At 42.5% G+C, this 19,267-nt stretch carries 14 protein-coding genes; 5 read left to right on the top strand and 9 right to left on the bottom strand.

Annotation, left to right across the window (positions count from 1 at the left end):
- Window positions 1-169: 169 nt before the first annotated feature.
- Complete coding sequence (metK, locus tag LDO73_RS12795) at window positions 170-1,321, bottom strand: methionine adenosyltransferase (RefSeq protein WP_006661136.1); 1,152 nt, start codon at window positions 1,319-1,321, stop codon at window positions 170-172.
- A gap of 689 nt (window positions 1,322-2,010) precedes the next feature.
- On the opposite strand from metK, the gene speA reads away from it, so the two are divergent.
- Both speA and speB read left to right on the top strand, forming a co-directional pair.
- Window positions 2,011-3,915, top strand: a complete 1,905-nt coding sequence (gene speA / locus LDO73_RS12790; protein WP_224058276.1) for a biosynthetic arginine decarboxylase — start codon at window positions 2,011-2,013, stop codon at window positions 3,913-3,915.
- Between the two features lie 13 nt (window positions 3,916-3,928).
- Window positions 3,929-4,849 (top strand): agmatinase, encoded by a 921-nt coding sequence (speB, locus tag LDO73_RS12785; protein ID WP_154602511.1) that lies wholly within the window; start codon window positions 3,929-3,931, stop codon window positions 4,847-4,849.
- Window positions 4,850-4,910: 61 nt separating this feature from the next.
- On the opposite strand, the gene LDO73_RS12780 is transcribed toward speB, so the two are convergent.
- The gene (locus LDO73_RS12780; RefSeq protein ID WP_224058274.1) at window positions 4,911-5,786 is read right to left on the bottom strand and encodes an alpha/beta fold hydrolase; all 876 of its coding nucleotides are present in this window, start codon (window positions 5,784-5,786) and stop codon (window positions 4,911-4,913) included.
- A gap of 216 nt (window positions 5,787-6,002) precedes the next feature.
- Here LDO73_RS12780 and LDO73_RS12775 point away from each other — a divergent pair, with 216 nt between their 5' ends.
- On the top strand, window positions 6,003-6,242 hold the full coding sequence (locus LDO73_RS12775; RefSeq protein ID WP_224058272.1) for a helix-hairpin-helix domain-containing protein: 240 nt from the start codon (window positions 6,003-6,005) through the stop codon (window positions 6,240-6,242).
- Between the two features lie 5 nt (window positions 6,243-6,247).
- Here the strand turns inward: LDO73_RS12775 and LDO73_RS12770 are convergent, their stop codons facing one another.
- The 7 genes from LDO73_RS12770 to leuA form a co-directional block, all read right to left on the bottom strand.
- The gene (locus LDO73_RS12770; RefSeq protein ID WP_224058270.1) at window positions 6,248-6,979 is read right to left on the bottom strand and encodes a TerC family protein; all 732 of its coding nucleotides are present in this window, start codon (window positions 6,977-6,979) and stop codon (window positions 6,248-6,250) included.
- 61 nt (window positions 6,980-7,040) lie between these two features.
- Entirely contained in the window at window positions 7,041-7,724 is a 684-nt protein-coding gene (gene mutH, locus LDO73_RS12765) for a DNA mismatch repair endonuclease MutH (RefSeq protein ID WP_224058267.1), read from the bottom strand.
- Between the two features lie 569 nt (window positions 7,725-8,293).
- Entirely contained in the window at window positions 8,294-9,970 is a 1,677-nt protein-coding gene (gene sgrR / locus LDO73_RS12760; RefSeq protein ID WP_224058266.1) for an HTH-type transcriptional regulator SgrR, read from the bottom strand.
- Between the two features lie 434 nt (window positions 9,971-10,404).
- Window positions 10,405-11,007, bottom strand: a complete 603-nt coding sequence (leuD, locus tag LDO73_RS12755) for a 3-isopropylmalate dehydratase small subunit (RefSeq protein ID WP_224058265.1) — start codon at window positions 11,005-11,007, stop codon at window positions 10,405-10,407.
- An 11-nt stretch (window positions 11,008-11,018) separates the two neighbouring features.
- A complete protein-coding gene (gene leuC, locus LDO73_RS12750) occupies window positions 11,019-12,422 on the bottom strand; it encodes a 3-isopropylmalate dehydratase large subunit (protein WP_224058264.1) in 1,404 nt (467 codons plus the stop codon).
- 1 nt (window position 12,423) lies between these two features.
- Window positions 12,424-13,515: a 3-isopropylmalate dehydrogenase gene (gene leuB, locus LDO73_RS12745; protein WP_224058262.1), complete on the bottom strand. Its 1,092-nt coding sequence runs from the start codon at window positions 13,513-13,515 to the stop codon at window positions 12,424-12,426.
- A gap of 2 nt (window positions 13,516-13,517) precedes the next feature.
- Window positions 13,518-15,098 (bottom strand): 2-isopropylmalate synthase, encoded by a 1,581-nt coding sequence (gene leuA, locus LDO73_RS12740; protein ID WP_224058261.1) that lies wholly within the window; start codon window positions 15,096-15,098, stop codon window positions 13,518-13,520.
- Between the two features lie 911 nt (window positions 15,099-16,009).
- Here leuA and leuO point away from each other — a divergent pair.
- Window positions 16,010-16,957, top strand: a complete 948-nt coding sequence (gene leuO / locus LDO73_RS12735) for a transcriptional regulator LeuO (protein ID WP_224058260.1) — start codon at window positions 16,010-16,012, stop codon at window positions 16,955-16,957.
- A gap of 321 nt (window positions 16,958-17,278) precedes the next feature.
- Window positions 17,279-19,036, top strand: coding sequence for an AMP-dependent synthetase/ligase (locus tag LDO73_RS12730; protein WP_224058259.1), 1,758 nt, complete (start codon window positions 17,279-17,281; stop codon window positions 19,034-19,036).
- Window positions 19,037-19,267: the final 231 nt, after the last annotated feature.

Below are 19,267 nucleotides of genomic sequence, written 5' to 3'. Positions count from 1 at the left end.
TGTGCTCCGATGAGGTGAATATCATATTTATTCTACCCAAAAAATGAGGCGAATAGAAAGATTATTTGACTCATTACATTAGAGAGCAATTTTAGATACAAAAAACCCATCATTAAGATGGGTTTTTTAAGCTGATTTTTGCGGTTAGCGTCAGTGACGTTAGCGAAAATTACAGGCCAGCAGCTTCACGTAGTTGAGCCGCTTTGTCGGTTTTTTCCCACGGGAATTGTGGGCGACCAAAGTGACCGTAAGAAGCTGTTTGTTGGTACATTGGGTGTAATAAATCCAGCATTTGAATTAGGCCGTAAGGACGTAAGTCAAAGAATTCACGAACTAATTTCACGAGCAATGCTTCGTCAACTTTACCAGTACCGAAAGTTTCTACCATGATAGAGGTAGGCTCTGCGACACCGATAGCGTAAGAAACTTGGATTTCACAACGGTCAGCTAAACCCGCAGCAACGATGTTTTTTGCAACATAACGCGCAGCATAAGCAGCAGAACGGTCAACTTTTGATGGATCCTTACCAGAGAATGCACCACCACCGTGACGTGCCATACCGCCGTAGGTATCAACGATAATTTTACGACCTGTTAAACCGCAGTCACCCATTGGTCCACCGATAACGAAACGGCCTGTTGGGTTGATGAAGTATTTAGTTGCTGGAGATAACCACTCAGCCGGCAGAACGGGCTTGATGATCTCTTCCATAACCGCTTCGTGTAAAGCTTTTTGGTCAATATCTTCTGAGTGCTGTGTGGACAGAACCACCGCATCAATACCGACAATTTTGTTGTCATCGTATTGGAAGGTCACTTGGCTTTTCGCATCTGGACGTAACCATGGCAGTGTGCCATTTTTACGAACTTCAGCTTGGCGCTGCACTAAGCGGTGTGCATAAGTCACCGGTGCAGGCATTAATACATCAGTTTCGTTAGTTGCATAACCAAACATAAGACCTTGGTCGCCAGCGCCTTGTTCTAAAGGATCTGCACGGTCAACACCTTGGTTGATGTCTGGTGATTGTTTACCAATTGCGCTTAATACTGCGCAGGAGTTGGCATCAAAGCCCATGTCTGAACTGGTATAACCGATTTCACGAACGGTTTTACGCGTAATTTCTTCAATATCGACCCATGCACTGGTCGTGATTTCACCACCAACCATGACCATGCCGGTTTTGACATAGGTTTCGCAAGCTACGCGCGCTTTTGGGTCTTGTTCAAGAATAGCATCAAGGACCGCATCAGAAATTTGGTCTGCAATTTTATCAGGATGCCCTTCTGATACGGACTCAGAAGTAAAGAGGTGTGTAGACATGAGATTAATACCTTAAGAATTCAAAGAACATTATAGTTGGATGTTTTAACATCTAGACGGCTATTCTAGACTTTTCATTAGAGAATTTCTACCAATTTTTAAGCTATAAAATGACAAGGGTATAATTCACTAATTCAGTTCGTTTTATTATAAAAATAGCATTTTGGATAATTTGCTTTTGCATTTTTGGGCTATTCGAGGTATAAACTGCGACCGTAACGGATGGTCGTTGTTTCCCGTTATATACCAGCAGGTCAAACACGCATCTGCTATCTATCAGGAATGTTTTAACCGATTGAATTTTAATACACGATTAAAATTTTAAGGGGAAAACAGTTATATTGGGGGTTAATGGGCAATGATCCATAATCTGCTGAATAACAGTACCCAACCGTCATATGCGGATCGCCGCGTGACATTGGCTTTTACTTTCCTGTCTATGTTGACTTCATCGCGAAGTTACCGTCATACCTATCATAGATCCTTAATACTTAGTCAGTAATCTATAATGTAGTAGCCTGCTAAGTCTATGGATGTATATTGTCACCGTTTAGAAGTTCTAAGCACTTTTAATTACAATCTGAGTATCGCTGTTTCCCTGACATTACTGCCCAGTTGCATCATGCTCTTGGTCGTTGCTTGTCTGGAAGGAGAACGCATCACTCACCCCTCCATATTAGGAGTTTATTATGAATGATAATATCGCCCGCAAAGTACGCCAAACTTACAATATCGCGTATTGGGGAGGTGGTTACTATCAGGTGAATGAGCGCGGAAATGTCTGTGTTTGCCCGAATCCTGAAAATCCAGATACCATCGTCGATCTTGCCGAATTGGTCTATCAAGTTAAAGAAGAGCAAGAGCATTTACGCTTGCCTGCATTGTTCTGCTTTCCTCAAATTTTGCAACATCGCTTGCGGTCAATTAACGCGGCATTTAAACGTGCGCGTGAATCATACGGTTATAAAGGTGATTATTTTTTAGTCTACCCAATTAAAGTTAACCAACAACGCCGAGTGATTGAGTCGCTAGTGAATTCTGGTGAACCTTTAGGGTTAGAAGCGGGTTCAAAAGCAGAGTTAATGGCAGTATTAGCCAACGCAGGGCGCACGCGCACTGTGATTGTGTGTAACGGTTATAAAGATCGCGAATATATTCGTCTGGCATTAATTGGCGAAAAACTGGGTCACAAAGTGTACCTGGTTATCGAAAAAATGTCTGAAATCGAGATGGTGCTTGAAGAAGCTCAAAAACTGGAAGTGACGCCTCGTTTAGGTGTTCGTGCCCGTTTAGCATCCCAAGGTTCAGGTAAATGGCAGGCGAGTGGCGGTGAAAAATCTAAATTTGGATTAGCTGCAACACAAGTTCTACAGTTAGTCGAAATTTTACGCAATGCGAACCGTTTGGATAGCCTGCAATTATTGCACTTCCATTTAGGTTCTCAAATGGCGAATATTCGTGATATCGCGACAGGGGTTCGTGAGTCAGCCCGTTTCTACGTCGAGTTGCATCAATTAGGTGTCAACATTCAGTGCTTTGACGTGGGCGGTGGCTTAGGCGTTGATTATGAAGGTACCCGTTCTCAGTCAGATTGTTCGGTTAACTATGGCTTGAACGAATACGCGAATAACGTGATTTGGGCGATTGGCGATGCGTGTGAAGAGTTTAATTTGCCACACCCAACGGTGATCACTGAGTCTGGGCGTGCATTGACCGCTCACCATACCGTGTTAGTCTCTAACGTGATTGGGGTTGAGCGTAACGAATTCACCAAAACCACACCGCCGAGCGAAGATGCGCCACGTTCACTGGTTTCGTTATGGGAAACGTGGGAATCCATGCAGCATCAAGGCAATAGCCGTTCTTTGCGCGAATGGTTGCACGATAGCCAGTTTGACTTGCAAGAAGCACATACTCAGTATGCGCATGGCGTGTTGGACTTAACACAACGTGCATGGGCAGAAGAGCTATACTTAAATATCTGTCGCCGTATTCAGCAAGATTTAGACCCTAGCAGCCGCGCCCATCGTCCAATTATTGATGAGCTGCAAGAGCGTATGGCGGATAAATTCTATGTGAATTTCTCGCTGTTCCAATCGCTCCCTGATGCTTGGGGAATTGACCAAGTGTTCCCAGTCTTGCCAATTGAAGGCTTAGATAAGCCGTTAGACAGACGTGCGGTATTATTGGATATCACTTGCGACTCAGATGGTATTATTGATCATTATGTTGACGGTGATGGGGTGGAAACTACCATGCCAATGCCAGCGTATGATCCAGAAAATCCACCGATGATTGGCTTCTTTATGATAGGTGCATACCAAGAAATTTTAGGCAACATGCACAACTTATTCGGTGATACTGCCGCCATCGATGTGTGGGTTGATAGCCAAGGCAGTATTCGTTACCTGCAAAGTGAAGAGGGCGATTCCGTCGCCGATATGCTGCAATATGTGAAGCTGGTTCCTGAAGTGCTGTTAGAAAGCTTTATTGAGCAAGTAAAAGGCACTGGGCTGAGTGACGAGCTGCAAAAAGATTTTGTGAACGAGTTTGAAAGTGGGTTGTACGGTTACACTTACTTAGAAGATGAATGATTAAGGAACAGTGATGATTAATAGCACATTAGGAAATCAGGTTGATAATTCACTGGTTTCAAACGCATTTGGTTTTTTACGTTTTCCGTTAAATTTCCAACCATACAGTTCTGATGCTGATTGGGTGATCACGGGTGTTCCATTTGATATGGCAACCTCAGGACGCGCAGGTAGCCGTCATGGGCCTGCTGCTATTCGTCAGGTTTCCACTAACCTTGCGTGGGAAAGCCACCGTTGGCCGTGGGATTTTAAATTAAAAAACAAACTCAACGTGGTTGACTGCGGCGATGTGGTGTTTGCATTCGGTGACGCGCAAGATATGTGCGACAAATTGCAAGCTCATACTGAAAAATTGCTGGAATCCGGTAAACGTTGTCTAACGTTTGGTGGTGACCACTTTGTGACATTGCCATTACTGCGAGCCCACGCGAAGCACTTCGGTAAAATGGCGTTAGTACATTTTGATGCGCACACTGACACATACGGTAATGGTAGTTTATATGACCACGGCACCATGTTCTATCATGCGCCAAAAGAAGGTTTGATCGACCCAAATCATTCTGTGCAGATTGGTATTCGTACTGAACATGATTCTGACAACGGTTTCACTGTATTGGATGCCGCTCAAGCGAATGATCGTGGTGTGGATGACATGGTTGCTCAGATCAAACAGATCGTGGGTGATATGCCAGTTTATCTGACATTTGATATTGACTGTCTGGATCCTGCCTTTGCGCCAGGAACCGGTACACCAGTGATTGGTGGGTTAACATCTGATAAAGCGTTAAAACTGCTGCGTGGCATTAAGTCACTGAATATTGTTGGGATGGATGTCGTGGAAGTTGCGCCAGCCTATGACCAATCAGAAATTACGGCATTAGCCGCAGCGACGATTGCATTGGAACTGTTATATATCCAAGCGTCTAAGAAATAAGTTTTAATCTGCGATTTAAAGTTAAGGTGCCTAATGTTTCATTGGGCACCTTTTTTTATACCTAAAGGCTGCGTTCTTTCAATTGGGCAAGAATGGAATAGGCTTGTGTCCACAGAACTGAGCCACCTTCATGAGAGAACAAAAAGTGTTCGCTGTCAGGAAAACGCTGAGCCAGTGTTTTACCAAAATCAGGGGAATGCACAGAACTCACATCTTGCTCGCCATACCACAGCGCGACAGGGCAATGGATCTCTTCAGGATTGAACTGCCAATGCTGCAGGGCGATTAAGAGATCTTGAACATAGCCTTGGTTACCTTGCATAAATGCACGTTCCATACAGTCACTGTATGCAGCTAAGAAGTTCTCTTCGCTATAAATTTGCTGGTCTATCTCTGCGCTGCAGTTAAGAATAAACGCCAGTAACCATTGTGAGGTCACATTGCGCATCAACCATTCCGATAAAGCATCGGGGGTATGAATGGCTTGTTCCTGCATATTAACCACATCTTGTTTTAATTGCGCTCGGGTTGCAGGAAACTCAAATTGGTCTTGTCCTGACACAAGCGATAATGAAACTGGGGAGGCGTAGCAGGCGAGTGCCATGGCGAAAACGGCACCTTGAGAGAAACCGACAACGGAAAATAACGGCAGTTTTTGAGTATTCAGAAGTTCTTGAATATCTTGAGCAAAGCGTTGTAGGGATTTATGCTCATCAAAGGTGGATTGACCCAGTCCAGCACGTTCTGGGGTGATTAAGCGAATATTTAGCTCATCAAGACGGTCAATGCCAAAGCCAAGTGTACCGCTCATCCCTGCGCCAGTACAAAAAATTACAGGGAACCCCTGTTCAGGACCAGATTCATACCAACACAAAAGTCGCCCATCAGATAATGTCATCGACATATGGCGAGTATTGGATATTTTGTTGCTATACATAATAAATACCTACAAGATAGAATTTTTAGTGCGACATGTTAGTTTCTATCGCGAGTCGTCAATGACTTTACCGTTGTTATTTCCTATTTGCTAAAACAGATTTGTAGGGCAGGTAGCTCAATCTGTTAGAGACAGCTCAGAATTTTAAATTAAGAAATAGGCTAATTGCAAAATATACGCTCAATTACGGCTGTTTTACAGCCAAAAGGATAATTTATGCGATTTTCAGACTCAGAAAAGCAAATTCTATTAGCAGTGAAGGGAGTTGGACCAACGGTCATTAGCCGATTAGAGCAAATGGGGTTTTCGTCTTTAGCGCAGTTAAGTGAAGCCTCTTATGATGAAATTTTAATTTCGGGCGCTGCACTAACGGGGTCAAGTTGTTGGAAAAACAGCCCTCAAGCTAAAAAAGCGGTGGAAGGCGCTATTGCCGCAGCAAAGAACGCCTTACGTTAAGTTGGCTATGACTGTTTATTTTTCATTTTCCACTTTTTGCTGCGCAGAATATTGAGCATTTGTACTGACATGGAGAAGAACATAGCAAAATAAATATAGCCTTTTGAAACATGTACCTGAACACTTTCAAGTAATAGAGTGAAGCCTACAAGGATCAAGAAAGAGAGTGCGAGGATTTTGACCGAAGGGTAACGTTCCACAAAATCACCAATCGGTTTCGCGGCGAACATCATGATCATAACCGCCATAATCACCGCAGCCATCATAATAAACAGATGGTCAGATAGCCCTACAGCAGTGATCACGGAATCTAAGCTAAAGATAATATCTAAAATTGCGATTTGCATAATGGCCCCCCAGAATGAAGTGACTTTTTTCTGGGCTATCCCATCATCGTCTTCCCCTTCAATGGTATCGAAAATCTCCTGACTGGATTTCCAAATGAGGAATAAGCCACCGGCACACAAAATTAAGTCGCGGGCGGAAACGGTATGTTCAGCTAATGTGAAGAGCGGTGTGGTGAGGCGTGCGAGCCAAGCAATGGACGCTAGCAGTGCCAAGCGCATACCCATTGCTGCAATTAACCCAATACGTCTGGCGCTATTTTGTTGATGGGCGGGTAATTTACTGACGACAATACTTAAGAAAATAATATTGTCGATACCCAGTACGACTTCCAAAATTGTTAATGTTGCCAATGCCATCCAAGCATGGGGATCTAAGAACCACTCAAACATCTTATTGCCTTAAAAATGGAATAAAAAATCGTCTGTTTGGCACAGGCGATGCCTTGACCAATTAACTGAGGTTAAAGTGCCGCGCTAATAATGGACCTGTAAAATCTTTTTTTAAATAGAAACCTCTCGGTAATGTCATTATTGGCTGCCCAAATTCACCAATACCTTCGGTTAACGCTCTATTATTCGCCGCTTTGGGACGAATTTGTAGAACTTGTCCGTGACGAGCCGTGATGATTTCAACTTTTCCCAGCACAATTAAGTCCATTAACTCTTCCCAATCTTGGCGTAAAAGCTGTTCTTCAAGCGCAGAAGGGCTCCAAATCAGAGGGTTTGCAATACGGCGCTGGGCAAGTGGAATTTGGCGTTCACCTTCTATCGGGAACCACAGAATACGAGATAATTTGCGGCGCACATGACTATTTTCCCATGTCAGACCACTATTGCCCGTGAGTGGTGCGACAGAGACAAACGTCGTTTCTAATGGTACGCCATGGCGATCGATTGGGATTGTTTTAAGCTCCACGCCAATATCTGCAAAATCTTGTTCGGCTTTACTGCCTGCGGTTGCACCCAAAAAATACTCTAACAGTGTCCCGACCCAGCCTTTATCTCGTTTAAGATCGGGCGGGATTGGGATACCTGCGATAGTTGCTAGCTCACCAAGCGTATAGCCAGCAAGGGCTTGTGCTCTAGCTAATAAGACGGTTTCATTTTCTGGTGGTGAAGGCGGTATAAAAGACATAGGCGACAAAATTTCGTTATGTTTAAAAAATAACCAAGAAAATGGTCACAAGGTAGGATGAGTATAACACTTTTTAGTCCCTGTATTTAACTTCATGATATATATGTAGATATTAGATAATAATCACTGGCGGGATTATGAATATTTAGGGTTATTCAACTTCATCCCAAGATAATCACAGGATCATGCACTAGGTTATCCACAGGATTTCTGGATAACTGTGAAAAACTGCGATTACTGTGTGCATTTACAGCCTTGACTAATGTCATTTATTGAAGCTCGTCACAAAAAGCGGGTAAGTTAAGTACATTCCTTGTGGATAAATCATGCATTGATTGATCTTTGCTCAGTTGAACTCCTAACAAAAAAAGATGGGAAAACTCGCAGTGGATATCTCAGATGAAATTCATTTATTGTTATGATTTATAATGCTTTATTTTTTAGTGTGATTTTTTGTTAGAAATGAACAGTTGGGATATACCCCGATTACTATCTGGTTGTTCACATGGATATCCACAGAAAAAGTGAATAAAATCCATTTTACTCACTCTAACTGTTTATAACTATCATCAATTCTGTGTATTATCCTCAGTTGGCTTAAACCAAGCTGATTTAAAGTCAAACCAGCCAAAGGTATTCATACGAACACCTCGCATCGTTCTTTGTCCTTGTAATTCTAACCAGTGATGAAAAATTGGGTGGAAGACTTGGGAATCAATCAAGCTCTCGCACCAAGATTCCACATCCAATTTTTGCTGACGCCACAGTTGTAACTCTTCATCAAGAGTTTTCCCCAAACATTGACGCAATAGCGGCATTTCGTACAACGTGGCGAAGATAGAGAATTCAAGAGGCTTATAAAAGTTGGCGGTGGAGAGCCAAATATCGCTCTTCGCATCCCCGTTAAACCAATCATCATAATCAACGATGTTAATTTTAAGCTCCACTCCCTGGGTTTCTAAGACTCGCTTCATGATGTGGCTGATGGCATAGAATTCATGATGATGGCGATAAAAAGTGACAGTTAACTCAGTCAAGTCTTCAGGTTTGGTGCGCTGGGAGAGCATTTTACTGTGATGCCAATGAAGCAGTAATCCATAAGCAGGTGCCCAGTGGCGTTGATAGAAGGATTCACAGTGCGCCAGTAGGTTGACGGGGGTTAAAAAGCTGCACAGCCATTTACGCACATCTTCCCGTTGAGAAATGTCGGAGCGTTGGTCGAATAACAGAAAGTAGCAACCTTCTTCCATGCGGCTTTCGAGGGAGTCATTGTGGCGTTTATCACCATCCATTTTTAATGTGGTACACACCATCTGCTCAGACAATTCAGGCACTACCCAAATGGTCACTTCATCGAGTAGGGCGCGATAGCCAAAATAGCGATCAAAAGCGCTGATGGTGAGTTTCTGCGGAATGTTGGTTTCTACTTCATAAGGGCCCGTACCAATAGGGCGCTGACTAAAGCCGCTGATGGTTTCCCACTCTTTGGGGAGAATGGCGGCATGTGGACTACCGAGTAACCAAGGAAATTGCGTATCAGGATGGCTTAGATGGACATCAATCACATAAGGCTGCGAAGAGGTGACCGAGTGAATATGTGAAAATAGCGGCCAGCACTGCTTTAATCGTAATAAAGAGTGGATAATATCCTCCACTTGCATTTCACGTCCATGATGAAAATAGATAGCCGGACGTAAATAAAAGCGCCAATGTTGCTCGTTAATGGCTTGCCAGTGGTGAGCAATACCATCTTCCACTTCCCCTTTTTCCTCATTTAAGTGAGTTAGTCCATTAAATATTTGACTCATTAAGTGGATTTCAGAGCGGCGCATTGGGGTGCCAGGAAGTAAATTGGGAAAATCACGGTAATAAATGATGCGCAGTAAGTTTTTACCTTGTCGATAACTTCGCTCGAGCTCCGATAAGACCATTTGGCGGATAGTCTCTTTATCGCCAACAAGGGCCACGAGTTTTTCAATACTTTCTTCTTTTAAAAGCTGCTCAGCTTGCGCTTGTTGTAGTTCTAATCCATTAATATGAAAAATTAATGCGGAGCGTTTTCCTCGTCCTGATTCTGCTTGCCAACTGAGCCAACCATGGGACTGCATATTATTGAGCAGAGTGCGAACATGGCGGCGAGAGCAAAATAAAATATCGGCAATATCTTGCAATGTGGTTTCACTGTTTTTTCCCTGAAAGTGCTGCCACAAGCGTACAAATTGTGTTTGTAATCGAGAATTAGACATAAAAGAGGAACTCCAGAATAAATTGCATCAATTTTAATATCCTATATTCCGTAGATAATAGGGGGCAGTAAGTAGCTCTATTGACCTGTCTGTTGCAGGTTTACTCCCCCTTTTATTGAGTAATGGTATTTTTACCAGCCGGTATGTGAATGCATATCGGCTTTTTTTCTTCATATTTCATGCTGTGGCTGTGTTGGCCTCACAAACTAATCCTAGTCACATACTTATGTATGCTCCCAGGAATTAGTTTGTTTGCCGCCTTGCCACAACATGAACTATTTTGAAAAAACGGTTTGATATAACCCAGAATCATGATTATTTGAAATCATGGCATATTAGGAAATAATGGGGAAGGGTTTATTGATAGGTGTTGTTTATAGGAATTGAGTTCTACTTTTATGGGCAAGAAAAAGCCCACCGAAGTGGGCTGGGGATTAATTCATAAAGGCGGGGAGCTTTTGCTCGTAATCCTTGATTTGGTCGACGTGCTGTAGTGTCAAACCGATGCTGTCTAAGCCATTCATCATGCAATGACGGCGGAAGCTGTCAATCTCAAAAGTATACACTTTATCGCCGGCGGTGACGGTTTGCGCGTCTAAATCGACGGTAAACTGGCAACCTTCGTGGCTGTTCACATAGTTGAACATCTCATCTACTTGCTGCTCGCTTAATTTAATTGGCAGCAATTGGTTATTAAACGAGTTACCGTAAAAAATATCGGCGAAACTTGGGGCAATAACCACTTGGATACCGAAGTCGGTCAATGCCCACGGCGCGTGCTCGCGAGATGAACCGCAACCAAAATTTTCACGGGCTAACAGAATGCTAGCGCCTTTAAATACAGGTTTGTTCAAGACAAAATCAGGATTAGGTTGCTGACCTTTATCATCTAAAAAACGCCAGTCATTAAATAAGTGCTGACCAAAGCCTGTGCGTGTGACTTTCTGCAAAAATTGTTTTGGAATAATGGCATCGGTGTCGACGTTTGCGGCATCTAAAGGGACAACAATCCCAACATGCTTAATAAACTTATCCATGGTTTTCTCCTTTAGATTTGAATGTCACGAACATCAGCAAAATGGCCGTTAATCGCTGCGGCAGCAGCCATTGCAGGGCTGACTAAGTGGGTACGACCCGCACGACCTTGACGACCTTCAAAGTTACGGTTGCTGGTGGATGCGCAGCGTTCACCCGGATTCAAACGGTCGTTATTCATCGCTAAGCACATTGAACAGCCCGGTAAGCGCCATTCGAAGCCTGCATCCATAAAGATTTTATCCAAACCTTCTTGCTCAGCTTGGGCTTTGACAGGGCCGGAACCCGGTACCACAATGGCTTGTACGCCAGACGCGACTTTTTTCCCTTTGGCAATGGCAGCCGCAGCGCGTAAATCTTCAATGCGTGAGTTAGTGCAAGAGCCAATAAACACTTTATCAATCTTCACGTCAGATAATTTAATACCTGATTCCAATCCCATATACGCCAAGGCTTTTTCCGCAGAAGCACGTTCGACGGGGTCAGCAAAAGATTCTGGTGCAGGGATCGGCTGGTTAATCGCAATCACTTGCCCCGGGTTGGTTCCCCAAGTGACTTGCGGTGCAATAGTTTCGGCTTGGATGGTGATGACTTTGTCAAACTTCGCATCATCATCGGTTTTTAAGGTTTTCCAATACGCGACTGCATCATCCCAATCTTGGCCTTTCGGTGCAAATTGGCGACCTTTCATGTAATTAAAGGTGGTTTCATCGGGGGCGATAATGCCCGCTTTAGCCCCTAATTCAATCGCCATATTACAGACGGTCATGCGACCTTCCATACTCAAATCTTCAATCGCGTCACCGCAGAATTCGACAATGTAGCCCGTTCCGCCTGCGCTACCCGTCGTACCAATGATGGCTAATACGATATCTTTTGCGGTGATCCCTGCAGGTGCTTTACCAACCACTTCAATTTTCATGGTTTTGGCTCGCGCTTGTTTTAAAGTTTGAGTCGCCATGACGTGTTCAACTTCGGACGTCCCAATCCCAAAGGCTAATGCGCCGAATGCGCCGTGAGTGGCAGTATGAGAGTCACCACAAACGATGGTTGTACCCGGTAAAGTGATGCCTTGCTCTGGCCCCATCACATGGACAATACCTTGATATGGGTGGTTTAAATCATATAAAGTCACGCCGAATTCTTCGCAGTTTTTCATCAACTCTTGCATTTGAATTCGCGCCATATCGCCGCAGGCATTGATGTCTTTAGTCTGCGTTGACACGTTATGATCCATGGTGGCAAATGTTTTGCTTGGTTGATGCAACGGGCGATTTTTGGTTCTTAAACCATCAAACGCTTGCGGTGAAGTCACTTCATGCACCAGATGGCGATCGATATAAATTAAAGGGATTTCGTTTTCAACTTCACGGACAACGTGAGCGTCATATAATTTTTGGTATAAAGTCTTCGACATGTTAAACCCCTTCTTCAATATAACGGGCGATAATATCACCCATTTCACTGGTACTGATTGATTGACCATTGCCCGCTAAATCCGCAGTGCGATAGCCATTTTCTAATGCTTTATTCACCGCTCTTTCGATGGCATCCGCCGCTTCCGTTTGATTTAAACTAAAGCGCAATAACATGGATGCCGACAAAATTTGTGCGATTGGGTTGGCAATATTTTTGCCTGCAATATCTGGTGCGGAACCGCCAGCAGGCTCGTACAAACCAAAGCCATCAGCATTTAAGCTGGCGGAAGGCAGCATACCCATTGATCCTGTGATCATGGCGCACTCATCGGAAATAATGTCACCGAATAAGTTCGAGCACAGTACCACATCAAACTGAGAAGGGGCTTTGATCATCTGCATCGCTGCGTTATCAATATACATATGATTAACTTCAACGTCTGGGTACTCTTTGGCAATTTGATTAACCACTTCGCGCCATAATACGGAGCTTTGTAAAACGTTAGCTTTATCAATTGAAGTCACTTTATGGCTACGTTTACGAGCAGACTCGAAAGCAATACGTGCAATACGTTCAATTTCGTAGCGGTGATAAACTTCGGTATCGAAAGCATATTCTTCAGCGCCTTCGCCTTTACGTCCTTTTGGCTGACCAAAGTAGATCCCGCCGGTTAATTCACGGACGCATAAAATATCAAACCCTTGAGCAGCAATATCTGCGCGTAATGGGCAAAATGCTTCTAATGCTTGGTATAAACGAGCAGGGCGTAAGTTGCTGAATAATTTAAAATGTTTACGTAATGGTAATAATGCGCCGCGTTCAGGCTGGCTGTCTGGTGGTAAATGTTCCCATTTTGGACCGCCGACTGAGCCGAATAATACGGCATCAGCCTCTTCACAACCTTTGACCGTCGTTTGCGGTAATGGCTCCCCGTGATTATCAATGGCAGCGCCGCCCACATCATATTCTTTGGTTGAAATCGTGATAGCAAAGCGCTTGCTAATAGCGTTCAATACTTTGTGAGCTTGAGCCATCACTTCTGGGCCGATTCCATCGCCCGCTAATACCGCAACATTAAAATTCGTAGACATGTTTACACCGCTTCCTTTGTATTAATTTGTGACTCTTGGTCAGAGATTTTTTGTTTTTCTTTTTCGACTTGTTCTGCACGCCAAATACTATTTAATACGTGCACCATAGCTTTTGCGGATGACTCAACGATATCCGTTGCTAATCCCATACCGTGGAAACGACGGCCAAAACATTCAGCGACGATATCCACTTGCCCTAAGGCATTTTCACCCTGGCCTTTTGCGGATAATTGGTAAGAAACCAATTTCATTGGGTAGTTGGTGATTTTACTAATGGCTTGATAGATAGCATCAACAGGACCATTTCCGGTTGCCGCTTCTGATTTTTCTGTGTCACCACACTGCATTTTGACGGTAGCAGTGGCAACAATGCTTGAACCTGACTGTGTGCTAAAGTAATCCATGACAAAATGGTCAGTTTCGTCTTGTTGTTTCGCGAAGAAGGCTAACGCTTCTAAATCATAATCAAAGACTTGCCCTTTTTTATCCGCTAAGTTCAAGAATGCGGTATACAGCTCATCTAAGTTGAAATCTTTACCTTCGCTATAGCCCATCTCTTCCATGCGATGTTTAACGGCAGCACGGCCTGAACGGGACGTTAAGTTTAATTGCTGCTCTTTCAAGCCGATGGATTCAGGGGTCATAATCTCGTAAGTTTCGCGATTCTTTAACACGCCATCTTGGTGGATCCCTGATGAATGCGCGAATGCGTTGCTGCCTACAACCGCTTTATTAGCAGGAATAGGGGTATTGCATAATTGGCTGACTAACTGGCTAGTGCGGTAAATTTCTTTGTGATTGATATTGGTGTGCACACCTAACATCTGTTCACGTAATTTAATCGCCATAATCACTTCTTCTAACGCGGTATTTCCTGCACGTTCGCCTAATCCATTAATGGTACCTTCCACTTGGCGAGCACCGGCTTGAACGGCGCTGATGGAGTTAGCGACTGACATACCTAAGTCATCATGGCAATGAACAGAGATGATGGCTTTATCAATGTTAGGCACGCGCTCATATAAAGAAGAGATAATGCCACCGAATTGATATGGGGTAGTGTAGCCGACGGTGTCTGGGATATTAATGGTGGTTGCGCCTGCACCGATGGCCGCTTCGACAATGCGGCATAAGTTATCAATATCAGTACGGCCCGCATCTTCACACGAAAATTCCACATCATCGGTATAACGACGTGCGCGTTTAATAGAGTTAATCGCCATATCCATGACACCATCAAACGTTTTGTTTAACTTTTTTTGCATATGCAAATTGGATGTCGCTAAGAAAACATGAATACGGAATGCTTCAGCCACTTTCAAGGATTCAGCCGCCACATCAATATCATTTTCAACACAGCGTGCTAATGCGCAGATACGGCTATTTTTGATTTCACGGGCGATAGTTTGAACAGACTCAAAATCACCTGGGGATGAGACAGGGAACCCAGCTTCAATAACATCGACACCTAAGCGTTCTAACGCGAAAGCAATTTGTAATTTTTCTCTAACTGATAAGCTGGCCTGCAAGGCTTGCTCGCCATCACGTAAGGTCGTATCGAAGATGATAACTTGGTTGCTCATAATGCGTTCCTCATAGACTAAATTTTGTTGTTTTTAATTCTGTTTGTTCGATTCCATTCCCATCTAGCCGCAGGCATAAAAAAACCCGCTGGTTGCGCGGGCTTCTTTATGTTTGTGGACAGTATTTGTTTTACTTTCCATCCATAAGCATACCGCGCAAATTGGCTGCGAGTAGTAGTAGGCTTAGTAGGCGGATAGAAAATGTCATAGTTAACTGTCTCTCTTTTAATTTCAAATAATCTGCATTTATTGATACGTGATTTCAATAATGATGTCAAACTTAATTTTTTGAGCGCTAAATGCTCGAAAGCGAGTTGTTATTGGTTATTAGAGTTTGCGTCTGATATTTGTAATTTTTATGATGTTTTTGGCTATATTATGCGGTTAAAAGCAGGTTAAAATTTCGCCTAAAAATTAATGGTGTAATGATGTTTTTATAACATAATGATTTTTATTATGTTTATGTAGTGAAACTATGCAGAGGTTAGATAAGAATCCTCACTGGTATTGATTGGGGTTATGCTTCAAATAAGGTTAATTATCTAATAAATAAATAATTAAAAATTAATCTGATAATGGGATTCAAGCGCGTTTATAGAAGAGATTTATTATGATTTATTCTTGAATTTGTTTTATTATTTTTATCGGAATGATGCTGGCTTTAATAAGTTACACGCACCCATTACACTGATGAATATTTGCATTTTATGATGATATCTATACCTCGATTCTAATTTATGGGCAAAAAGAATAGAAGCGTCGTTTTAATAAATGCAGGGAAAGCGAAATAACTTATCATGTATAAGTTGTTTTAAAAATAATATTTAATGATTTTATATTTTTCGTCAACATTGCTTTGATGGATTATGTTCATTAATTAAAAATGATAAATATATTTAGTGGAGTTAAAAATGACTGATTTTGATACGATCTCAACAGCAAAAAAAGAAAGTAGCGATATTCATCTGCGTAATGTTGATTTGAACTTATTAACTGTTTTTGATGTTGTGATGCAAATGCAAAATGTCACCCGTGCAGCGCAAGTTCTCGGTATGTCTCAGCCAGCAGTAAGTAACGCGGTATCTCGTTTAAAATCCATGTTCAATGACGAATTATTTGTTCGTTATGGGCGTGGTATTCAACCTACTTCGCGCGCTAAACAATTATTTGGGCCAGTAAGGCAAGCGCTTCAATTGGTGCATAATGAATTACCGGGCGCAGGGTTTGATCCTAAGCAAAGCGAAAGAGCATTTAACTTATCTATTTGCTCTCCATTAGATATTCGCTTAGCAGCAGCAATTGTTGATAAATTTAAAGTTGCGTCGCCAAATATTCAAGTTTTTATTCATTCTTTTTTAGGGAATAACATAGCGCATCAATTAAAATACCAAGAGATAGATTTTTTCTTGGGTTATAATCAATTCGAAAAACCCGAGTATCAACATCAGGTTTTATTTAATGATGAATTGGTTTTAGTTGTGGCTAGTCACCATCCAAGAATTGAAAATACCATTAATCAAGAAATATTAGTGAATGAAAGACACGCTATTATGGCAATGGATAATATCGGATCATTTAGCAAACTGTATTACCATAATACGGAACTATCACACACTGTCAGTTATCAAGGAACTGACTTAAATAGTGTATTGAATATTGTGGCACAAACAGATTTAGTGGCGATCGCACCTAAATGGTTAGTGGAACATCATGCAAGTCAACTGCAACTACGTACCTTATCACTGCCTTGGGAAGATAATTCTCGCCCATGTTATTTAACGTGGCATGAATCGACGGCGCGAGATAAAGGCCATCAATGGATGAAAGCGCAGTTTTGCCAAATGATAGAACAGTTGTAAGCTAAATTGATTTAATTCATTCTAAGCTAACATTAGCTTATTCCCCTGAATACTAACTCGCCATGATGAAAAGAGTGGCGAGTTTTGTTGTGTCTGTAGCATTTGCAAAAAATTTACACTTTATTCCTTTCCTCGTTTATCTTTCCGCTATACACTCCGAATATTCAGCTAACAGATGTAAGCTGAAAATAATAAAAAGTATCAGATTAGGTTGTTTGTGAGTTTGCCGAATGACTTAAAATTCTAATGACCTATAGGGAATACACTTTGATTACTGAAAATCTATATCCATATCATATTGTTAACCGCATACGTTCCAGAATGGACGCGAGCGAGTCAGCGGATCGGATAGCTTTCAGTCAATGGGACAACGGACATCAATCAGAACTGACTTGGGCGGAAGTCGATACTAAAACTACCGCGATTGCCCGTCAGCTTTTGGCGATGAATGTTGCCCCGCAAGAGAATATTGGGCTTTTTGCTCATAATAGTATGAACTGGTCTCTGGTCGATATCGCGGTATTACAAATCAAAGCCGTGACGGTGCCTCTCTATGCCACAAGCAGTATCGATCAAGCCGCCTATATCATTAATGACGCTAACATTAAGATCCTCTTTGTTGGTGCTCAAGAACAATACCAAGTTGCTTGTCAATTATTGGCTCTTTGCCCACAACTTACGACTATCATTACATTAGACGATAATGTCGAACTAGATGGTCAAGTGGCTAATAGTATGCACTTATCGACATTTATGTCCCTCGCTCAGCCTCATTATCAAGCTGAGTTAGATGTGCGAATTGCAGCTCAAAATCTAAGTGACCTATTCACTATTATTTATACCTCGGGCACCACGGGTGAACCGAAAGGGGTGATGCTGGATTACTACAATATGGCAGCCCAGCTTTATCTTCATGACAACCGTTTAGAACTGTCCGAAGGCGATGTTTCACTATGTTTTCTACCGCTTTCCCATGTTTTTGAGCGTGCATGGAGTTTTTATGTCATGCACAGTGGCGCGCGTAATGTCTATTTAACCAATACCAATTTGGTGAAAGAGGCACTTGCTGATGTTAAGCCAACGGTGATGTGTGCTGTGCCACGTTTCTATGAGAAAGTTTACAGCGCAGTACAAAGTAAAGTATCTCAAGCGCCTTTCATGCGTCGTGCGATTTTCAAATGGGCGATTGCGATAGGGAAACAAAAAGTGAAAGCGATGGCTAAGGGGAAATCGCTTTCATTTATCAACAACCGCTTATATGCGTTGGCAGATAAACTGGTTCTGAGCAAAATTCGCCAAGGGCTTGGAGGGCGTATTCGTTTTATGCCAGCGGCAGGGGCGCGTCTCGATGATGATGTGATAGCGTTTTTCTTATCTGCGGGTGTGGATATTAAATATGGCTATGGAATGAGTGAAACCTGCGCGACAGTTTCGTGTTGGGAAGCGAATAAATACCCATTAGGCTCTATTGGTACGCCTCTTTCTGCCATTTCTGTGCGCATTGGAGCAAACGACGAGATCCAAGTCAAAGGCCCAGTGGTTATGAAAGGCTACTATAATCGCCCGCAAGAAACGATTGATACATTCACTGCTGATGGCTGGTTACGTACAGGGGATGCCGGAAAAATCGATGAGCAAGGCAACTTATATATTACAGATAGACTGAAAGATTTAATGAAAACGTCTAACGGGAAATATATTGCGCCACAAGTTATCGAAGGTGTTTTAGGCCAAGACCGTTTCATTGAGCACATCGCCGTCATTGCCGATGCGCGCAAATTTGTCTCTGCGCTGATTGTGCCTTGCTATGACAGCCTTGAAGAGTATGCCAATTCAATTAACTTAAAATACCGTGATCGTTTGGAACTGTTAAAAGATTCTAAAATTGTTGCGTTGTTTGAAGGTCGTCTCAAAGAGCTACAAAAAAATCTGGAAAACTTCCATCAAGTGAAGCGTTTTACACTGTTACCAAGCAACTTCTCAATGGAGAAAGGTGAATTAACGCCTACGCTGAAATTACGCCGTAAAATTATTTCAGAGCGCTACCGATTAGAAATTGAATCCATGTATCAAGAGTAATTCGATATTTAATCATGTTTTCTAAGCCCTTCAGTGTTTATCCCTGAAGGGCTTTGTTTTACCTGCAATTTATGTAAAATCGCGTTGCCACTATTTTTGCTTATCTTTTAGTTATTTCCGCTCTATTTTGATTGAAAACTAGTCAATGAATCTGCCGAATTTTCATGTTTAAGACAAAATGAAATCTTCCTTAATTTCTCTGCGAAATCAAATTTGCGTCCCACAAATGGT

This window comes from Providencia alcalifaciens, assembly GCF_915403165.1.
Taxonomy (GTDB): Bacteria; Pseudomonadota; Gammaproteobacteria; order Enterobacterales; family Enterobacteriaceae; genus Providencia; species Providencia alcalifaciens_C.
The sequence above is the reverse complement of the archived record's forward strand: the minus strand, read 5'-3'. Positions and strand labels throughout refer to the sequence as shown.

What these genes read in the sequence shown, in the direction of transcription:
- metK (WP_006661136.1), bottom strand. Translation starts at nt 1,321, where the DNA reads ATGTCTACACACCTCTTTACTTCTGAGTCCGTATCAGAAGGGCATCCT.
- speA (WP_224058276.1), top strand. Translation starts at nt 2,011, where the DNA reads ATGAATGATAATATCGCCCGCAAAGTACGCCAAACTTACAATATCGCG.
- speB (WP_154602511.1), top strand. Translation starts at nt 3,929, where the DNA reads ATGATTAATAGCACATTAGGAAATCAGGTTGATAATTCACTGGTTTCA.
- LDO73_RS12780 (WP_224058274.1), bottom strand. Translation starts at nt 5,786, where the DNA reads ATGTATAGCAACAAAATATCCAATACTCGCCATATGTCGATGACATTA.
- LDO73_RS12775 (WP_224058272.1), top strand. Translation starts at nt 6,003, where the DNA reads ATGCGATTTTCAGACTCAGAAAAGCAAATTCTATTAGCAGTGAAGGGA.
- LDO73_RS12770 (WP_224058270.1), bottom strand. Translation starts at nt 6,979, where the DNA reads ATGTTTGAGTGGTTCTTAGATCCCCATGCTTGGATGGCATTGGCAACA.
- mutH (WP_224058267.1), bottom strand. Translation starts at nt 7,724, where the DNA reads ATGTCTTTTATACCGCCTTCACCACCAGAAAATGAAACCGTCTTATTA.
- sgrR (WP_224058266.1), bottom strand. Translation starts at nt 9,970, where the DNA reads ATGTCTAATTCTCGATTACAAACACAATTTGTACGCTTGTGGCAGCAC.
- leuD (WP_224058265.1), bottom strand. Translation starts at nt 11,007, where the DNA reads ATGGATAAGTTTATTAAGCATGTTGGGATTGTTGTCCCTTTAGATGCC.
- leuC (WP_224058264.1), bottom strand. Translation starts at nt 12,422, where the DNA reads ATGTCGAAGACTTTATACCAAAAATTATATGACGCTCACGTTGTCCGT.
- leuB (WP_224058262.1), bottom strand. Translation starts at nt 13,515, where the DNA reads ATGTCTACGAATTTTAATGTTGCGGTATTAGCGGGCGATGGAATCGGC.
- leuA (WP_224058261.1), bottom strand. Translation starts at nt 15,098, where the DNA reads ATGAGCAACCAAGTTATCATCTTCGATACGACCTTACGTGATGGCGAG.
- leuO (WP_224058260.1), top strand. Translation starts at nt 16,010, where the DNA reads ATGACTGATTTTGATACGATCTCAACAGCAAAAAAAGAAAGTAGCGAT.
- LDO73_RS12730 (WP_224058259.1), top strand. Translation starts at nt 17,279, where the DNA reads ATGGACGCGAGCGAGTCAGCGGATCGGATAGCTTTCAGTCAATGGGAC.